The 17393-nt window shown below is 67.4% G+C and carries 16 protein-coding genes and 1 tRNA gene; 3 read left to right on the plus strand and 14 right to left on the minus strand.

All coding sequences use genetic code 11. The annotated features are described in order from the left end of the window. Positions 1–106: 106 nt before the first annotated feature. Positions 107–403 (minus strand): cell division protein ZapA, encoded by a 297-nt coding sequence (locus ACMZ91_RS11090; protein WP_005410899.1) that lies wholly within the window; start codon positions 401–403, stop codon positions 107–109. Next, positions 400–621, minus strand: a complete 222-nt coding sequence (locus tag ACMZ91_RS11095; protein ID WP_005410898.1) for a TIGR02449 family protein — start codon at positions 619–621, stop codon at positions 400–402. Before ACMZ91_RS11095 ends, ACMZ91_RS11090 begins: the two co-directional genes overlap by 4 nt. Before the next feature lie 152 nt (positions 622–773). Here ACMZ91_RS11095 and ACMZ91_RS11100 point away from each other — a divergent pair, with 152 nt between their 5' ends. Together ACMZ91_RS11100 and ACMZ91_RS11105 are read left to right on the plus strand one after the other, a co-directional pair. Then, complete coding sequence (locus tag ACMZ91_RS11100; protein ID WP_032128368.1) at positions 774–1322, plus strand: YecA/YgfB family protein; 549 nt, start codon at positions 774–776, stop codon at positions 1320–1322. 5 nt (positions 1323–1327) lie between these two features. Further along, positions 1328–2650: an aminopeptidase P N-terminal domain-containing protein gene (locus ACMZ91_RS11105; RefSeq protein WP_100437673.1), complete on the plus strand. Its 1323-nt coding sequence runs from the start codon at positions 1328–1330 to the stop codon at positions 2648–2650. Positions 2651–3100: 450 nt separating this feature from the next. On the opposite strand, the gene pepQ is transcribed toward ACMZ91_RS11105, so the two are convergent. From pepQ to rph, 7 genes are all read right to left on the minus strand, one after another. Beyond that, entirely contained in the window at positions 3101–4432 is a 1332-nt protein-coding gene (gene pepQ, locus ACMZ91_RS11110) for a Xaa-Pro dipeptidase (RefSeq protein WP_414576926.1), read from the minus strand. Positions 4433–4507: 75 nt separating this feature from the next. Beyond that, positions 4508–4882 (minus strand): PilZ domain-containing protein, encoded by a 375-nt coding sequence (locus ACMZ91_RS11115; RefSeq protein ID WP_049400720.1) that lies wholly within the window; start codon positions 4880–4882, stop codon positions 4508–4510. Continuing rightward, positions 4879–7158: a DUF1631 family protein gene (locus ACMZ91_RS11120; protein WP_277778968.1), complete on the minus strand. Its 2280-nt coding sequence runs from the start codon at positions 7156–7158 to the stop codon at positions 4879–4881. Before ACMZ91_RS11120 ends, ACMZ91_RS11115 begins: the two co-directional genes overlap by 4 nt. 201 nt (positions 7159–7359) lie before the next feature. Further along, positions 7360–8586, minus strand: coding sequence for a radical SAM family heme chaperone HemW (gene hemW, locus ACMZ91_RS11125; protein ID WP_134951124.1), 1227 nt, complete (start codon positions 8584–8586; stop codon positions 7360–7362). A gap of 56 nt (positions 8587–8642) precedes the next feature. Then, positions 8643–9239, minus strand: coding sequence for an RdgB/HAM1 family non-canonical purine NTP pyrophosphatase (gene rdgB / locus ACMZ91_RS11130; protein ID WP_414576923.1), 597 nt, complete (start codon positions 9237–9239; stop codon positions 8643–8645). Continuing rightward, complete coding sequence (locus ACMZ91_RS11135; protein ID WP_414576921.1) at positions 9236–9625, minus strand: VOC family protein; 390 nt, start codon at positions 9623–9625, stop codon at positions 9236–9238. Before ACMZ91_RS11135 ends, rdgB begins: the two co-directional genes overlap by 4 nt. Further along, positions 9622–10347, minus strand: a complete 726-nt coding sequence (gene rph / locus ACMZ91_RS11140) for a ribonuclease PH (RefSeq protein ID WP_012512000.1) — start codon at positions 10345–10347, stop codon at positions 9622–9624. Before rph ends, ACMZ91_RS11135 begins: the two co-directional genes overlap by 4 nt. A gap of 124 nt (positions 10348–10471) precedes the next feature. On the opposite strand from rph, the gene ACMZ91_RS11145 reads away from it, so the two are divergent. Next, positions 10472–11332, plus strand: coding sequence for a YicC/YloC family endoribonuclease (locus tag ACMZ91_RS11145; protein WP_019661992.1), 861 nt, complete (start codon positions 10472–10474; stop codon positions 11330–11332). A gap of 151 nt (positions 11333–11483) precedes the next feature. On the opposite strand, the gene ACMZ91_RS11150 is transcribed toward ACMZ91_RS11145, so the two are convergent. The 5 genes from ACMZ91_RS11150 to selA all read right to left on the minus strand — a co-directional run bounded on the left by ACMZ91_RS11150 (position 11484) and on the right by selA (position 17390). Continuing rightward, positions 11484–12629, minus strand: a complete 1146-nt coding sequence (locus ACMZ91_RS11150; RefSeq protein ID WP_071228189.1) for a Fic family protein — start codon at positions 12627–12629, stop codon at positions 11484–11486. 182 nt (positions 12630–12811) lie between these two features. Next, positions 12812–13891 (minus strand): selenide, water dikinase SelD, encoded by a 1080-nt coding sequence (gene selD / locus ACMZ91_RS11155; RefSeq protein ID WP_414576919.1) that lies wholly within the window; start codon positions 13889–13891, stop codon positions 12812–12814. Positions 13892–13917: 26 nt separating this feature from the next. Further along, positions 13918–14013 (minus strand) — tRNA-Sec (locus ACMZ91_RS11160). Positions 14014–14037: 24 nt separating this feature from the next. Next, positions 14038–15969, minus strand: coding sequence for a selenocysteine-specific translation elongation factor (selB, locus tag ACMZ91_RS11165; RefSeq protein ID WP_414576917.1), 1932 nt, complete (start codon positions 15967–15969; stop codon positions 14038–14040). Beyond that, entirely contained in the window at positions 15966–17390 is a 1425-nt protein-coding gene (gene selA, locus ACMZ91_RS11170) for an L-seryl-tRNA(Sec) selenium transferase (RefSeq protein ID WP_164081175.1), read from the minus strand. The genes selB and selA overlap by 4 nt, the downstream gene beginning before the upstream one ends. Between the last annotated feature and the right edge of the window lie 3 nt (positions 17391–17393).

Genomic DNA, 17393 nt, shown 5'->3' on the forward strand with positions numbered 1-17393 from the left:
GGCAACAGTCCGTGCCAATTCAGATATGAGAAAAGGGGACGGAGGGGATTAAGACGTTTCCGGCACGGAAGGGGCGAATGCGCCTTGATTCCCTCCGTCCCCTCTTCTACGGGGTGCCGTCGATCGCGCGGTCCAGGCGCCGGTTCAGGTCGGCCAGCGTCTGCTGCAGGGCGACTGCCTGGCGGGCGTTCTCGTCGCGCAGCAGTTGCAGTTCATGGGCCAGGTTCAACGCCGCCAGCACGGCGACGCGGTCGACCGCGGCCATGCGGTTGCTGCCGCGGATTTCGCGCATGCGCGCATCGAGCAGGCGCGCGGCCGCCATCAGGCTGTCGCGTTCATCGCCGCCGACACCCACGGTGTATTCACGATCGAGGATGCGGACACTGACCGGTTCGGCGCTCATGTGTGCTGCTCCAGGGATTTGAGCCGGCTGATCATTGCTTCCACCCGCGAGCGTGCCTGCTCGTTCTTGGCCAGCAGCGTGGAACGCTCGGCCACCAGCTGTTCCTGCTGGTGGCGCAGGCTGCGGTTCTCCTCGGCCAGGCGCTGGTTGCGTTCAAGCAACGCTTCCACGCGGGCAGCGAAGTCCTGCAGCTGGGCAAGGGGATCGGCGGGTTCCATACGGGCACGATAGGCAAGCCGGGTAAGGGCGGTCAAGCGTTGTCGCAGCAAGGCCTGACGGTCGCAGAGAGGATGCCGTCGGGTTGCTACACTACGGGGTCTCACGGGCGCGCGCGTGCGCGCCCGGGTTTCCTTTCCGAACGAGCCGCACGATGACCGAACTTCCCTCCGTCGACGACGTTACCCGCGCCAGCCAGGAGCTGGGCCTGGGCGCCACCGCTGCCGAGCTGCACGGCGCACTGTGCGGCTGGCTGGCCGCCGGTGGTGCCCCCGGCAATGATTGGCCGGCGCGTGTGCTGGCCGACGACAACCTGCCGCCGGTGGCCGCCGACAGCGTGCTGGGGCAGCTGCTGCAGGTCACCATCAAGCAACTGGAAGACCGCGATTTCGCCTTCGAACTGCTGCTGACCGATGGCGACGACGTGTCCGCGCAGGCTGATGCCATGTTCAGCTGGACCCGTTCCTTCCTGGGCGGCTTCGGCCTGGGCAGCGGCGGCCGCCGCCCGACCCTGTCCGAAGAGGGCGAAGAAGCGCTGACCGACATGGCCAGCCTGGCGCGTGCCTCCAGCGAGGATTTCGAGGCCGGTGGCGATGACGATGACGAAGCCCTGTCCGAGATCGAGGAATTCATCCGCGTGGCGGTACTGCTGCTGCACGGTGACGTGGTGCTGGCCTCGCGCCATCGGCAGCGCCTGAACTGATGGACATCAAGCAGCGCACCGGCATCGCGGCCGGCGAATACAAGCGTCGGCGCCGCCAGCTGATGGACATGGCCGGCGAGGATGCGATCCTGGTGCTCCCCGCCGCGGCCGAGAAGGTGCGCAGCCTCGATACCCATTACCCGTTCCGGCAGGATTCGGACTTCCAGTACCTGAGCGGCTTCCCGGAACCGGAGGCGGTGCTGGTGCTGATCCCGGGGCGACGCCACGGTGAGGCCATCCTGTTCTGCCGTGAGCGCGACGCCGAGCGCGAAGCCTGGGACGGCAGCCGCGCCGGCCAGGAAGGTGCGGTGGCGCAGTACGGCATGGACGATGCGTACCCGATCGACGATCTGGACGACATCCTGCCGGGCCTGCTGGAAGGGCGTTCGCGCGTCTATTACCACTTCGGCCGCGACGCCGATTTCGACCTGAAGCTGATCGGCTGGGTCAACCGCGTGCGTTCGCAGGTGCGCCACGGCGCGCAGCCGCCGCATGAGTTCCTGGAGCTGGGCCACCTGCTGCATGAGCAGCGCCTGTTCAAGTCCGGCGCCGAAGTGGCGCTGATGCACCACGCCGCGCAGATCAGTGTACGTGCGCATCTGGCAGCGATGAAGGCGGCCAAGGCAGGCATCCACGAGTACGAACTGCAGGCGGAGCTGGAACGCGTGTTCCGCGCCAACGACGCGGTGCCGGCCTATTGCAGCATCGTCGGTGCAGGTCGCAACGGCTGCATCCTGCATTACCGCGACAACAACGCACGTTCGCGCGATGGTGAGCTGGTGCTGATCGACGCCGGTGCCGAATACCGCGGCTATGCCAGCGACATCACCCGCACGTTCCCGGTGAACGGCCGCTTCAGCGCCGAGCAGCGCGCGCTGCACGACCTGGTCGGTGACGCGCAGGCCGCGGCACTGGCCCAGGCCAAGCCGGGCGTGGCCTACGAGATGGGTCACCTGGCGGCGGTGCAGACCCTGACCGAAGGCCTGCTGCGGCTGGGCCTGCTGAAGGGCACGCTGGAAAAGAACCTGTCCGAGGGCCTGTACCAGCGTTTCTACCGGCACAAGACCGGGCACTGGATCGGCATGGACGTGCACGACGTGGGTGACTATCGCCTGGCCGGCGATTCGCGCCTGCTGGAGCCGGGCATGGCGTTCACCATCGAGCCGGGGCTCTACATCGGCGTGGACGATACGACGGTGGAACCGCGCTGGCGCGGTATCGGCATCCGTACCGAGGATGACGTGCTGATCACCGATGACGGGCATCGCGTGCTGACCGAAGGCCTGGCGCGCAGCGCCGACGAGATTGAAGCGGTGATGGCGGGGTAAGGGGTTTCGGCAGGGCTTGCAGCCCTGCACCTGCTGCAATCAACGGCAACGTCAAAAACCGAAGCGGCATTCCGTGGGAGGGCGGGGCACTGTGGGTTTGCGGGGACGCCGCAAGTACGTCCCTGTAGGCTTGGTCGCCGCATCCATGCGGCTCACACCCCGCAAACCCACAGTGCCCCGCCTTTGACAGGTTCAGGCGGCTGTTGGTGGGTGCCGACCGTTGGTCGGCACATCTGTCAGATATCGAATGAATCATCCACGCATGGCGTGGATCTACTGGCCACTGCGGCCGTTGGAACGCGCGGCTGTTGGTAGGTGTCGACCTTGGTCGACACAGAGCGAGCGCAGCGAGCGACCCGCTTCTGCTTTTCTTTTTTCTTTTCTGTGGTTGAACGCGGCAGGAAACTGTCAAAGGCCGGCTTTAGCTCCAAGCGCCCAACCACGAGGGGCTCAGCCGTTCGCCGCCGCAAACGCCGGCCGCGTCAGGTTGTCCGCCTCGCCTTCAGTGCACAGCACTTCGTCTTCAATGCGGATGCCGCCATACGGACGGAAGAAATCCACGCGGTCCCAGTTGATCGCATCGCCATGGCCGGCATCCTTCACTTCATTCAACAGCATGTCGATGAAGTACAGGCCCGGTTCGATGGTCACCACCATGCCGGGCTCCAGCACGCGGGTCAGGCGCAGGTACGGGTGGCCCGCCGGGCGCTCGATGCGGCCACCCTCGTCGCTGGCCGCGAAACCGGCCACGTCGTGCACCTGCAGGCCGATCAGGTGGCCGATGCCATGCGGGAAGAACGCGGCGCTGACGCCGGTTTCCACTGCGGTCTGCGGCGACACCTTGATCACGCCGAAGTCCTTCAGCACGCCCATCAGCGAAAGATGCGCGTCCACGTGCAGCTGCTTGTAGTCGAAGCCCGGGCGCACCGCTGCGCACATCTGCTGCTGGGCAGCGTCGACGGCGGCGATCATCGCCGCGAATTCGTCGTGGCCCTGTGCGGCGTAGGTGCGGGTGATGTCGCTGGCGTAGCCGTGCGCGCTGGCACCAGCATCGATCAGGAAGCTGCGCAGCGGCTGCGGCGCCTTGCGGCCCAGCTCGGTGTAATGCAGCACGGCGGCATGTTCGTTCAACGCCACGATGTTGCCGTAGGGCAGCTCGTTGGCGTCCTGGCCGACGGCCTGGCAGTACGCCATGTGGATGCTGAACTCGTCGGCGCCGTTGCGGAACGCGGCTTCGGCGGCGCGGTGGCCGCGCACGCCCAGCACCTGCGCCTGGCGCATCAGCGCGATTTCATACGGCGTCTTGCTGCCGCGGTGCCATTCCAGGTAGTTCACCACCGGCGCCGGGTTGTTCGGCACGTAGTTGCCCAGCGTGCTCTGCGGCTCGCCGAGGATCGCGCAGCGCGACGGGTCGGCCGGCAGCAGGGCCAGTGCCTCTTCGGGCTTGCGGATGATGTGGATGTCGAAGTGCTCCACCCACCAGCCACTCGGTGCGTCCGGTACCACGTGCCAGTAATCGAACGGCTGGTGGAAGATCACCGCCGGACGCTTGCCGGGGGTGAACACGATCCAGCTGTTGGGCACGCGGGTCAGCGGCAGCCAGGCCTTGAACTGCGGATTCACCGCATACGGGTAGTCGCGGTCGTCGAACACCTGGTAGTGCAGGGTGCCGCTGGGCACCACCAGGTGATCGAAGCCGCCGCGGGCCAGCGCCTGTTCGGCGCGTCGGCACAGCACGGCCAGGTGGTCGGGATACAGGGCGCCGGGGTCTTGCTGGATCATTGCGGTGGCTCGACACGGAAAACGGCCCTAGATTCTGCCGCATACCGCGAAAAACCGCTGTGCCGGAACCGGCACTCAGGCCGTCGAAACCGGTCCCTCGTCGCTGTCCTCGCCCACCCATTGGCGCAGCAGCTGCCGATGTTCGCGTGACAGGGTCAGGAAGCGGAAGCCGGTCCAGCTCTGGCCGGGTGCATGTGCGGGCTCGCTCCACAGCAGGTGCACGCCCACATCGATGGCCTGCTGACGGCCATCACCCAGTGGCAACGGGAAGCGCAGCTGGTACAACGCATCCTCGCGCAGCGGCACGCTGGCCAGCATCAGCATGCCGGTTTCGGAGACATTGCCGAGGCGCCCGACCACGCACTCGCGCATCTGGTCGGTGACCGGCACCAGGTCCGAGACCTGGCGGCGCGGCGCGCGGCGGGTGTCCTGCGGCGGTACGGCTTTCATGCGGGGGTCTCCTGTGCGCGGCCCGTGGCCAGTGCGCGCAGCGCACCAAGGCTGGCTTCCCAGGCACGGTCGACCAGCCGGCCCTTGTCTTCGGTGACCAGTTGCGCGCGCCCGGCACTGATCTGCCGTGCCAGCGTATCCAGGTCGGTATCGGTGATCTTCTGCCCGCGTGGATTGACGAACAGGGCGTGGCCGGTCAGCAGGCTGTACCAGGACAGGCGCTGGCGGCGCAGCGTGCCATCACCGGTATCGATGTCGAACCAGCTGCCGAACGGCAGCGTGGACAGCTGCTGGTAGGCGGCTTCTTCGGCACTGCTGCGGGGCGTTGCAGGCGCCGTGCCGGTGGGCGCGCCGGCGTGTTCGCCCAGTCGCGCACGTGCCTTCAGGCGGGCACTGAGTTCGGTACGCGAGGTGCTTTCATCCTCGCCACCGGGCGTGGCCAGCCTGCGCGCGACGGCGGCGGCTTCCTCTGCGTGGTAGCCGACCTGCAGCAGTGCGGCCTCCACGTCCGCTGCCAACGCGGTATCGGTGCCGCCGGGGGCGTCGATGGCCTGTGCGGTGATGGCAGCGATGCGCTCGGTCTGTTGCAGGCGTTCCTGCCACTGTGGTGAATCATCGCCATGACGCAGGCGGGTGAGGGTCAGTGCATCGGCCCAGGCCTGGCGCAACAGGGTCTGCACGAAGCGCGGTGGCGACTGCGTGTCGCAGCACTGGTCGATCTGTGCGGTGGCCTGGCGACGGGCCAGTTCCAATCGTTCCTTGCCGCGCGCGGCCTCCACGTGGCGGCGCTCGGCCAGTTCGGCACGATGGGCCGCCGCGCGCTGGTGCTGCTGCACGTCTTCGTTGGCAGCGGCGAAGGCTTCCGGCGCGCGTGCATCCTGGCCGAGCAGGCCCTGCACGCTCTGCGCCATGCGCTGCAGCAGCTGCGGGTCGACATCATCGTCGCCCAGCCAGTTGGCACCGACTTCGGCAATCTGGTTGAGCAGCTCACGCGCGGGATGTTCGTCGCGCACGAAGAAGCCCGGGTCGGCCATGGCCGCGCGTGCCAGGGGCACCTGCAGGCGGGCCAGCAGGGCGGCCGGCACCGGATCGGGACGTTGCTGCTGTTGCACCTGCTGCATCAGCATGCGCAGCAGGTCCAGGTTGTCCCGATCGTGACTGCCCAGCTGGGCCTGCGCACCATGCTCGCTGCGCAGTTGCGCGACCACGGCCGCCTGCAGGTCGGCCACGCCGGTTGCCGCGCTGGACTGAGCCTGCAGACGCGCGAGTACCGCGTCGACTGCCGCACTGGGCACTGCGCCGCTGTCCGCCGGGGCAGGGTTGGCGTGCCGGGCCTGCTGCAGCAGCTCATGCAAAGCACTGCCGGTGGATGTGGTCACGCCCGGCGTGGCGGGGCCGGCTGCGCCACCCTCGTGGAAGGCGTCCTGTACCAGGCTGGACCAGGAGCCGGCCGGTGCCGAACCGTTCCAGCCGGTCAGTGGGGCCGCGCTGCGCTTGGCCGGCTGCGTGGTGCGGCCGCCACCCACCGACTGGGTGATGATCCGCCGCGTGCTCGACGAGCGTGCCAGGTAGGGGGTGTAGACCAGCCCCGGCAGTACGCCGGACTGGGCCAGCAGGGCATTGGCACGGTCAAGGATATCGCCCAGCCGTTCCAGCACCTGTCGTTCGAAACTGCGATACAGCGCCAGCTGTACCTCGACGCTCAGCGCGTCCTGTTCGGCAATCCGGCGCACCATCGCGCACAGTGCCTGCGGTGCCAGCGGCAGGGTGTCGGCCTCGAAGGCCGGCGCCGCCGCCAGTACCCCCAGGCGTTGGCCGAGCAGGTTCAGTGTGTTGGTTGAACGCAAGGTTTCGCGCCGCACCATCTCGGTCAGCAGCAGGTCGCGATCCACTTCGTGCTCATCAACCAGCGACAGCCCGAGCATGCCCGGCAGCGCTGGCGGCGTAGCACTGGTGCTTACACCGTTGGCCGGTTCGCGCAACCGTGCGAGGGCGTCGGCAACGGCATCAAGCATGCGGTCGGCGAAGTGGCCGGCGAAGGCGTGCAGCTGTCCACGCTGGGCCATCAGCTCGGCCTGCTGCTGCGGATTGCGTGCGCGATCGGCGTCGTGCAGCAGGGTCTGCTCCAGCGCTTCGACAGTCAGGATCAGGGGCGCGGCCAGCGTCTGCCGGCACAGGCCGATCAGCGCGCCCAGCAGCTCACGTACCCGCGGTGGCAGGTCGCTGGCGGCCAGGCGGTTCTTGTCGGCAGGAGTGATGGAAAAGACAGCTGACATCGGCAGGCGGTATCCGGATTCCCGCGGATCGATCTGGTGAATCTACCGTGTCGGCCGCTGTCGGCGCTACTTTAGGGCGAATGTGCATCCCGTTCGCCAGGCATGGCCCGACCGATGAACGGTAGTGCCGGCCGCTGGCCGGCAATCCGCGCCGATCGAGCTGCCGGCCAGCGGCCGGCACTACCCCCTGTCAGGCGAGGATCACTCCTCCAGGAACAGGCTCACCACATCGTTGGTGAAACGGCGGCCCAGTTCGGTCGGATGCACATGGCCATCGGTCACGTCCAGCCAGCCGCGCTGCACGGCCTCGGCCAGCGGTGCATCCAGCACGCTGCGCGACAGCCCGGTACGCGACTCGAAATCGCGCAGGCCGAAGCCTTCGTGCAGGCGCAGCAGATTCAGCATGTACTCGAAGGGCAGGCGCTCCGGCGCGATCACATCGTCGCCGCCGAACGAGGCGGGCGTGCCGGCGCTGTCCAGGTAGGCCTGCGGGTGCTTCAGCTTCCAACGGCGCAGCACGTGTTCTTCGGCACCCGAGCTGATCTTGCCGTGCGCGCCAGCACCGATGCCCAGGTAGTCACCGAAACGCCAGTAGTTCAGGTTGTGCGCGCTCTGCCGGCCGGGGCGCGCATAAGCGCTGACCTCGTACTGGCCGAAACCAGCCTGTGCCAGCAATGCCTGGCAGTGTTCCTGCATGTCCCAGGCGTTGTCTTCATCGGGAATGCCCTGCGGTGGCCGCGCGAAGAACACCGTGTTCGGTTCCAGGGTCAGCTGGTAGTGGGAGATGTGTGCCGGCTGCAGCGCGAACGCGCGTTCCAGGTCGGCCTCGGCACCGGCCAGGGTCTGTTCCGGCAGCGCGTACATCAGGTCGATGTTGAAGTTGTCGTAGCCCGCGTCCTGCGCCATCTTCACCGCGCGCTCGGCTTCGCCACTGTCGTGGATGCGGCCCAGGCGCTTGAGCATGGCGTCGTCGAAACTCTGGATGCCGAAGCTGAGGCGGTTCACGCCGGCCGCGCGATAGCGGTCGAAGCGGCCATGTTCGGCGGTGCCCGGGTTGGTTTCCAGGGTGATTTCGGCGTTGGGCGCGAAACGCAGGCGTGCGCTGGCCTGTTGCAGGAAGCGGTCGATCGCCTCCGGCGGGAACAGGCTGGGCGTGCCGCCACCGAAGAACACGCTGTGCACCACCCGGCCCCAGACCAGCGGCAGGTCCTGGTCGAGGTCGCGCAGCAGCGCATCGATATAAGCGTCGAACGGCAGCTCGCCCTTGGCCTGGTGCGAATTGAAATCGCAGTACGGGCATTTGCGCACGCACCACGGCAGGTGCACGTACAACGACAGCGGTGGCGGCACCAGCCGCGGCGGGTTGTCGTGGTCGGCGGAGCAGGCTTCGCCGGGCAGGTGGTTGCAGTGGTCGTGGGCGTGCGGCATGGGCTTCATCGGTAGTGCCGGCCGCTGGCCGGCTTCCCTGGTTCGATCGGGTGGCGTCAGTACAGCGTCGCCAGTTGCTGCTTGAGCTGGTGCAGGGCAATGGCACGGTGGCTGATGGCATTCTTCAGTGCCGGCTCCATTTCCGCGGCGGTCAGGCCGTGGGTGGTGTCCAGGAACACCGGGTTGTAGCCGAAACCATTCGTGCCGCGCAGTTCGCGGATGATCTGGCCTTCCCAGCGGCCTTCGCAGATCAGCGGCTGCGGGTCGGTGGCGTGGCGCAGCAGCACGATCACCGCATAGAAGCGGGCGCTGCGCTGGCCGTCGGGAACATCGGCCATCGCGTCCAGCAGCTTGGCGTTGTTGGCCGCGGCGTTGGTCGGGTGACCGGCATAGCGCGCGCTGTACAGGCCCGGCGCACCGCCGAGTGCGTCGACGATCAGGCCCGAATCATCGGCCAGTGCCGGCAGGCCGGTCGCTTCGCAGGCCGCGCGTGCCTTCAGCAGCGCATTCTCGACGAAGGTCAGGCCGGTCTCTTCCACGTCGCCCAGGCCCAGTTCGGCGGCCGAGGTGATCTGCAGCGGCAGGTCGGCGAGGATCTCCTGCATCTCCACCAGCTTGCCGGCGTTGTGGCTGGCCAGTACCAGTTTCTTCATTGACGGGGCTCCAGCAGGTCCCAGGTGTTGCCATACAGATCGCGGAACACGGCGACCGTTGCATAGGGTTCTTCGCGCGGCGCTTCCAGGAACTCGACTCCCGCAGCAAGCATCGCCGCGTGGTCACGGTGGAAGTCGTCGGTGTTGAGGAAGAAGGCGACGCGGCCACCGGTCTGGTTGCCGATGCGGCTGCGCTGCGCCTCGTCGCTGGCACGGGCCAGCAGCAGGGCGGCGGCGCTGCCGTCGGTCGGGCCGACCACCACCCAGCGCTTGTGGCCCTGGTCGATGTCCTCCAGCAGTGCGAAGCCGAGCTTGCCGGTGTACCAGGCAATGGCTTCGTCATAGTCGGCCACCACCAGGGTGGTCAGGGCGATGCGCCGGTTCATGCCGACAGCGCCGCCTGCTGTGCGTCCAGCAGCTCGCGCACGCCCTTCTCGGCCAGGCCCAGCAGCGCGTCCAGCTCGTCGCGACGGAAGGCATGCCCTTCGGCGGTGCCCTGCAGCTCGATGAAGCCGCCACCGTCGTTCATCACCACGTTCATGTCGGTGTCGCAGTCGCTGTCTTCGGCGTAGTCCAGGTCCAGCACCGGGGTGCCGCGGTACACGCCCACCGACACCGCGGCCACTGCGCCCAGGATCGGGTTGCGCTTGATGTCGCCACGCTTCATCAGCACGTTCACCGCATCGACCAGGGCCACGTAGGCGCCGGTGATGGCAGCGGTGCGGGTGCCGCCGTCGGCCTGCAGCACGTCGCAGTCGAGGGTGATGGTGCGCTCGCCCAGCGCGTTGCGGTCCACGCACGCGCGCAGGCTGCGGCCGATCAGGCGCTGGATCTCCAGGGTGCGGCCGCCCTGCTTGCCACGGGCCGCTTCGCGGTCGCTGCGGGTGTGGGTAGCGCGCGGCAGCATGCCGTATTCGGCGGTCACCCAGCCTTCGCCCTTGCCGCGCAGGAAGCCCGGCACGCGGTTCTCGACGCTGGCGGTGCACAGCACACGGGTTTCACCGAAGCACACCAGCACCGAACCTTCGGCGTGGCGGGTGAAGCCGCGTTGGATGACGACCGGGCGGAGCTGGTCGGGCTGGCGGCCGCTGGGGCGGGAATCGGACATGGTGCGGGTTCCGTAATGGCGAGGGAGTACGCCGCCACGCCCGCGGCCTTCACGGGGCGGGCAAGGGGGCTCTGGTGAGGGCGCTAGGGTACCATTCCCCCTTTGCACGCACCGGACACAATCCATGATTCGAAGCATGACCGCCTACGCCGGCGGCGAGCGGGTCACCCCGTGGGGCACGCTGGGCTGCGAGCTGCGCTCGGTCAACCACCGCTTCCTGGAGGTCGGCACCCGCCTGCCCGAGGAACTGCGGGCGCTCGAGCCGCAGCTGCGCGAGCGTATCGCCGCGCGCCTGAGCCGCGGCAAGCTGGATCTGGTGATGCGCCTGCGCGCGCCGGAAGCGGCCGCCAACCTGCAGGTGGACGAGGCCCTGCTGGGCCAGCTGGGCCGCCTGGCGCACCGCCTGACCTCCGATTTCCCCAATCTGCAGGTCAGCTTCACCGATCTGCTGCAGCTGCCGGGCGTCACCCGTGGCGAGGCCACCGATGCCGCCGCCCTGCAGGTCGAGGCACTGGCCCTGCTGGACCAGGTGCTGGATGGCTTCGTCGAGGCCCGTGAGCGCGAAGGCGGCAAGTTGTCCGCGGCCATCAGCGAGCGCGTGGACGGCATCGAACGCATCGCTACCGAAGTGCGCACCTTGATTCCGGCCATTCGCGACGGCCAGCGCGCCAAGCTGGCCGCCCGCCTGGCTGACCTGCCGCACCCGGTCGACCCCGGCCGCGCCGAGCAGGAGCTGGTGCTGTGGCTGCAGAAGCTGGACGTGGATGAAGAGCTGGACCGCCTCGGCAGCCACATCGTCGAGATCCGCCGCGTGCTCAAGCAGCGTGAGCCGGTTGGCCGCCGCCTGGACTTCCTGCTGCAGGAGTTCAACCGCGAAGCCAACACGCTGGGGTCGAAGTCGGTGGACAGCCGTACGTCCAATGCGGCAGTGGAACTGAAGGTGCTGATCGACCAGATCCGCGAACAGGTGCAGAACATCGAGTGATAGGGCGTGGCCGGGCGTGCCGTCAGGTCATCGAAGATGCGTGCCCTGGCGGTTGGGACGAGCGCGTGATGGGTGATCATTGATCCGCCTGGGTACGCATTTGGGGGATATTCAACGTCTCCCCTTCGATGCGCGGGCTGCGCCTACCTCCCTAGCGCTGCAGCAGTTCGGTGTATTGCTTGTAGCTGAACTGCTGGTTCCGTTTCTGATTCCCGGTACCGACAAGGACGTCAACGCTTTGCAGGACTTTGACAGCCGCGCTGGCGGTGGGAAATGTCACCCCCAGCCTTTCAGCTGCAAATGTAATGGTGAAGCGCGGCATCGTAGGCAGCATTTCGAACAAGCGGATCGCCTGCACCGTGCCGTCTTTCGCAGCCATGACCTTTCTCCGGTCGGCTGCGATGAGTGAGGCGATGTCGATGATGTTTCTTTGGGCGTTCTCGGCGGCTTCGGTCGTGCAGTCGAGGAAGAAGCGGATCCAACTCTCCCAGTCGCCATCGGCGCGGATGGCCGACAGAAGCCGGTAGTACTCGTCTTGATGTTTCTTGAGTTCGCCAGAGACATAGAGCAGTGGCTCCGGCAGCAGCTTCCAGTCTTCCAGCAATGCTGCAATCAGCAAGCGGCCTATGCGCCCATTGCCATCAAGGAACGGGTGGATCGTTTCGAACTGTGCATGGATCAAGGCAATGCGGACCAGAGGAGGAAGGTCTGTCGTAGGCTCGTGGATATAGCGCTCCATCTCACCCAGCAACCGTCCGACTTCCATGTGAGGAGGGGGGACGTAAAGAGCATTGCCTGGCCGGGTACCTGCGATCCAGTTCTGGGAGCGGCGCACTTCACCAGGTAACTTCTGCTCGCCGCGCGCACTGTTCAAAAGGATGCTATGTGCTTCGCACAACAGGCGCGTTGAGATCGGCAGGCCCCAATCGTGTTTCAGCTGGTCTCGCACATACGCGAACGCTTGCAGGTAATTCGTCACGTCGCTGACGTCCGTGGTACTGGCCACGTCGATTCCGGATTCTTGATCCAGCAGATCCGTCAGTGTCGCCTGAGTTCCCTCCATCTGGGAGGTCAACAAGGCCTCCTTGCGGATGGAGCTGTAGATCAGCCATTCAGCAGAAGCGACCAAACCTGACATGGCGGAGAGCCGTCCCAGCGCCGCCTCGGCTGCCGCATTGGCCATGTAGCAAGCAGGATCAAGGGGCGGCATCGTGGGCGGCAATGGATGGGGCACGAAGGCCTTGACAAGCTCGCCGCCCGAATCGGTGGTGGTGTAAGTGCCGGTGGTCCTGGGCATTTGCGCTCCTGGCGAGGCGTTGTTAAAGGGATCTTTAAGAATCCCGGCCGCTATTAAAGCATGCTTTAATAGTGCTGAGGTTGCTCCCAGTGGCACGTTATCCGAGCAAACCGATGAAGTGGTGCCGCCGCCATGGCTGCGGATCTCAACGACGGGGGGTGCGCGCCCGAGGCAAGAACATCTCAAACCACCCTGACGCCCGCCGCTCCCTCGCTCAAGCGCCCCAGCACGGCCGCCTGGCCGAACCCCGCATCGTTGAAGCAGGCCAGCACCGCATCCAACGCTTCCGGCGCACAGGACACCAGCAGGCCGCCGCTGGTCTGCGGGTCGGTCAGCAGTGGCTGCCAGTGGGCGGCCAAGCCCTCGGCGAAGCGCACCTCGGCGCCATACGAGGCCCAGTTGCGGTTGGAGGCGCCGGTTACGCAGCCACGTTGCAGCAGGTCCAGGGTCTGCGGCAGCAGCGGCACCTGTGCACTGTCCACCTCGGCGGCCACGCCACTGGCGCGGCACACTTCCAGCAGGTGGCCGAGCAGGCCGAAACCGGTGACGTCGGTCATGGCATGCACGCCGTCCAGCGCGGCAAGGGGCATGCCCACGCTGTTCAGGCGGGTGGTCGACTCGATCATCTGCCGGTAGCCCTCGGCATCCAGCACTTCTTTCTTCAGTGCCGACGAATACACGCCCACCCCCAGTGGTTTGCCCAGCACCAGTACGTCACCGGCGCGTGCATCGGCATTGCGCTTGAGCCGTTGCGGATCGAGCACGCCGATCGCGGCCAGGCCGTAGATGGGTTCCACCGAATCGATGCTGTGGCCACCAGCCACCACGATGCCGGCATCAGCACAGGCGCGTTCGCCACCCTGCAGGATGCCGCGGATGGTGTCCTGCGGCAGGCTGTTGATCGGCATGCCGACGATGGCCAGTGCGAACAGCGGGCGCGCGCCCATCGCGTACAGGTCCGACAGCGCATTGGTGGCGGCGATGCGGCCGAAGTCGAACGGGTCGTCGACAATCGGCATGAAGAAGTCGGTGGTGGCGACGATTGCCTGCCGGTCATCGAGGCGATACACCGCGGCGTCGTCGCTGGTCTCGCGGCCGACCAGCAGCTCGGCCGGTGCCGGAAGCGCTGGAACGCCACGCAGCAGTTCGGTCAGCACGCCGGGCGCGATCTTGCAGCCGCAGCCACCGCCATGCGCGAGAGACGTCAGTCGTTGCGGGGCATCGGCCGTTGAAGGAGCGGGGGACTGCGCGTGCGTGGCCATGCCGACATCTCCTGCGGAAACACGAATGGCGGAAGGCAGCAGGAGTCGAACCTACCAGGGAACGATCGACGCTCCCTACTGGGTTTGAAGCCCAGCCGCATGCCCGGATGCGCATGCCTTCCGAAAGTACGGCGGTACCGGTGGGCTCAGTCGCGGGCCGCGTTCCACTGCAGGTCGCCGCGCGGCCGATGTTGGTCACCGACGCGTCGAGTGTAGCCAACGCGATTGAAGAACTCCAAGATCTGGATGCTGCGTTTGCGGCCCAGGCTGATGGCATCGCGGAACGCCGCCGCATCCACCGTGCCGCTGGCCTGTGACAGCTGCGCGACGATAGCAGCGAGTTCCGCAATGCGCGCGGGTGAATAAAACAAGTCCGGTACCACCTGGAACAGTTCACCACGTGCGGCGGCGCGGCGCAGGACGGCGCGGACCTCGTCTTCGGCCAGTCCGGCGTCGGCGGCCAGGGTGCGCACCCACGGTGGATCGAAGCCACCGGCATGCAGTTGCGGCAGCACGCGTTCCAGCAGAAGGCGTTCGCGTTCCGGAGGCGCATGGTCATGGCCGGGCAGGCGCCACCATGCGCCCACGCGCTGCACCGTGCCATCGGCCAGCAGGTCCTGCAGCAGTGCATTCCAGAGGCTCGCTGCAAGCGAGGGCAGGGTACTGCGCTGCAGGCGTCCGCTGTCGACGCCGGGTTCGTCGGGGCGTCGCTCGTGCCAGCCGCGCAGCGAGGTGATCACCTGCTCGCGCAGTGCTTGCCAGTGCGGTGCGAGGATGATCACCGTGTCATCGCGGGTAGCGATGCGTCGCGCGTCCTCGGGCAGGTCGATGCGGTCGGCGGCGCGTCGGCAATAGCGTTGCAACGCGGTGAGGGGAATGCCGGCAGGTGCCTGCTGCAGCAGCGGGACAACACCGGCACCGGCCGCCAGCTGCTCCAGTGCCCCCAGCCAGGCCAGCCGCGCAGGACTGCGCCGACGCCGCTGCGGAGGATCCGGATCGAGCACGACGCCACCGCCCAGTGTGTGGGTGGCTGCTGAATCACGGGCGATGAAACGATCGCCACACATCGCGCAGACCTCTGCATCGAACACCAGCTGCACCAACTGCCCATCGCCGTGGTCGTGGTCTTCCAGCAGCACTACATGGGCCTGCCGGTGCATCGTGCCCCAGTGGATGTGCAGCGGTGACCAGTCGCGCAACGGTGCGGCCAACGCGGGCAGCCGCAGTCGCACATCAACGCGGGTAGTGGCCAGCAGTGCGCGCGCGTCGGCAATCCAGTCGCCACGGCGGATGTCGTCGCGGGCGATGGCGGCCAGGTTCAGCGCGCAGCGTTGCCCAGCCATCGCGTGCTCGCTGGCCTGGTTCTGCGCATGGATGCTGCGCACGCGCACGCCGGTGGCGGTTGGCATCAGCTGCAGATGCTCACCCACTGCGGCGATGCCGCCATGTACCGCGCCGGTCACCAGCGTGCCGTGGCCGGGCAGCGAGAACACGCGATCCACCGGCATGCGGAACAGTTCGCTGCGCAGTTCGGCCTGGCGTGTGCTGGCATCGTCCGCCGCCCATGCGTGCAGCTGGGTACGCAGTGCGCTGATGCCGGCATCGTCGGGTGCGGTGCTGTTGCAGGCGAACAGAGGAGAATCCTGCAGCGGTGTCGCGGCCAGCAGCGCGGCAATCTCGATCTCGACCCGGGCGAGGCGTGCCGCATCCACACGGTCGATCTTGGTCAGCGCCACCGCGCCGCGATCCACGCCCAGCAGCTGCAGGATGGCCAGATGCTCGCGGGTCTGTGGCATCACGCCGTCGTCGGCAGCGATCACCAGCAGGGCGACATCGATACCCGTGGCGCCGGCCACCATCGTGTGCACGAAGCGCTCATGGCCAGGCACGTCGACGAAACCCAGCGTCGCAGCCGGGCCTTCGGCGTCCCTGCTTTCCACCGGGACATAGGCGTAGCCCAGTTCGATCGATATACCGCGCGTTCGCTCTTCCTGCAGGCGATCGGTTTCGATGCCGGTCAGTGCGCGTACCAGGCTGGTTTTGCCATGGTCGATATGCCCGGCGGTGCCGACGATCATGCCTGCAGCGTGCTCCACTGGGTGAGGAAGTGGGCTTCGTCGGCCGGTTCCAGGCAGCGCAGGTCCAGCCACAGCGCGTCATCGGCAATGCGGCCCAGCACGGGCCGCGGCAGCTGACGCAAGCGCTTGGCCAGGCGATCCAGTCCGCCACGGCGCGCGCTGGTAATGCGCAGTCCGGCGCTGGCCAGCTGCGCCTGTGGCTGGGCGCCGCTGCCGATCTGGCTCTGCATTGGTGACCGTTCAAGATCGTAGTCGGCCGCGAGCACGGAACGCATCGGCTGCAGCAGGCGCTGAGCCTGCACGTCGAGGTCCTCCTGCGTGCGTGACAGGGTGCGCAGGGTCGGCAGTCGCTGTGCCAGCAGCTCCGGCTCGCGGTACAGGGCCAGCACCGCTTCCAGTGCGGCCAGGCCCATCTTGTCCATGCGCAGTGCCCGCTTCAGCGGGTTGCGGTTGATCCGCGCGATCAGGTCGGCGCGGCCGGCGATGATGCCGGCCTGCGGACCACCCAGCAGCTTGTCGCCGCTGAACGAAACCAGATCTGCGCCGGCCGCCAGCGTTTCCTGCACGGTGGGCTCGTGCGGCAGGCCGAAGACCGCCAGATCGCACAGACTGCCGCTACCCAGGTCCACCACCAGCGGCAGGCCGTGCTCGTGCGCGATCGCGGCCATCGCCGCGGTGTCGACCTTGGCGGTGAAGCCGGTGATCGCGTAGTTGCTGGCGTGCACCTCCATCAGCAGCGCGGTGCGCGTGCCGATGGCATTGGCGAAGTCAGCCGGATGGGTACGGTTGGTGGTGCCGACTTCCAGAAGCCGCGCACCGGCACTGCGCATCACGTCGGGAATGCGGAAGGCGCCACCGATCTCCACCAGCTCGCCGCGTGACACCACCACGTCGCGGCGGTTGGCCAGGCTGTTGAGCAGCAGCAGGACCGCCGCCGCATTGTTGTTGACCACAGTGGCGGCTTCAGCGCCGGTCAGTTCGCAGATCAATGCCTGCACCCGTGCATCGCGGTCGCCGCGACGGCCGCGGCTGATGTCGAATTCAAGATCCACCGGCGCGGTCATCGCGCGGGTGACCGCGTGCACGGCGGCATCCGGCAGCAAGGCGCGGCCGAGATTGGTGTGCAGCACGGTGCCGGTCAGATTGAACATCGGCTGCAGATCCTGCCGTGCGTCAGCGGCCAGTGCGGCCTCGACTGCTGCCACCAGCGCCGGGCCGTCAACCGCTTCCTGCAGCTGCGTGGCCGAGAGCTGGCCGGCGCTGATACGGTCGCGCAGCACCTGCAGGTGCGAACGCAGCAGCTGGGTGATACGGCTGCGGCCGTGGCCCTCGATCAGTGCTGCCAAGGCAGGCAGACGCAGCAACCGGTCCAGCGAGGGCAGGGCGGAAACCGATGCCGGGGTGGGGGGCGTGGCTGTCATCGC

It is taken from the genome of Stenotrophomonas sp. FR024, assembly GCF_047500745.2.
GTDB classification, from domain to species: Bacteria; Pseudomonadota; Gammaproteobacteria; order Xanthomonadales; family Xanthomonadaceae; genus Stenotrophomonas; species Stenotrophomonas maltophilia_A.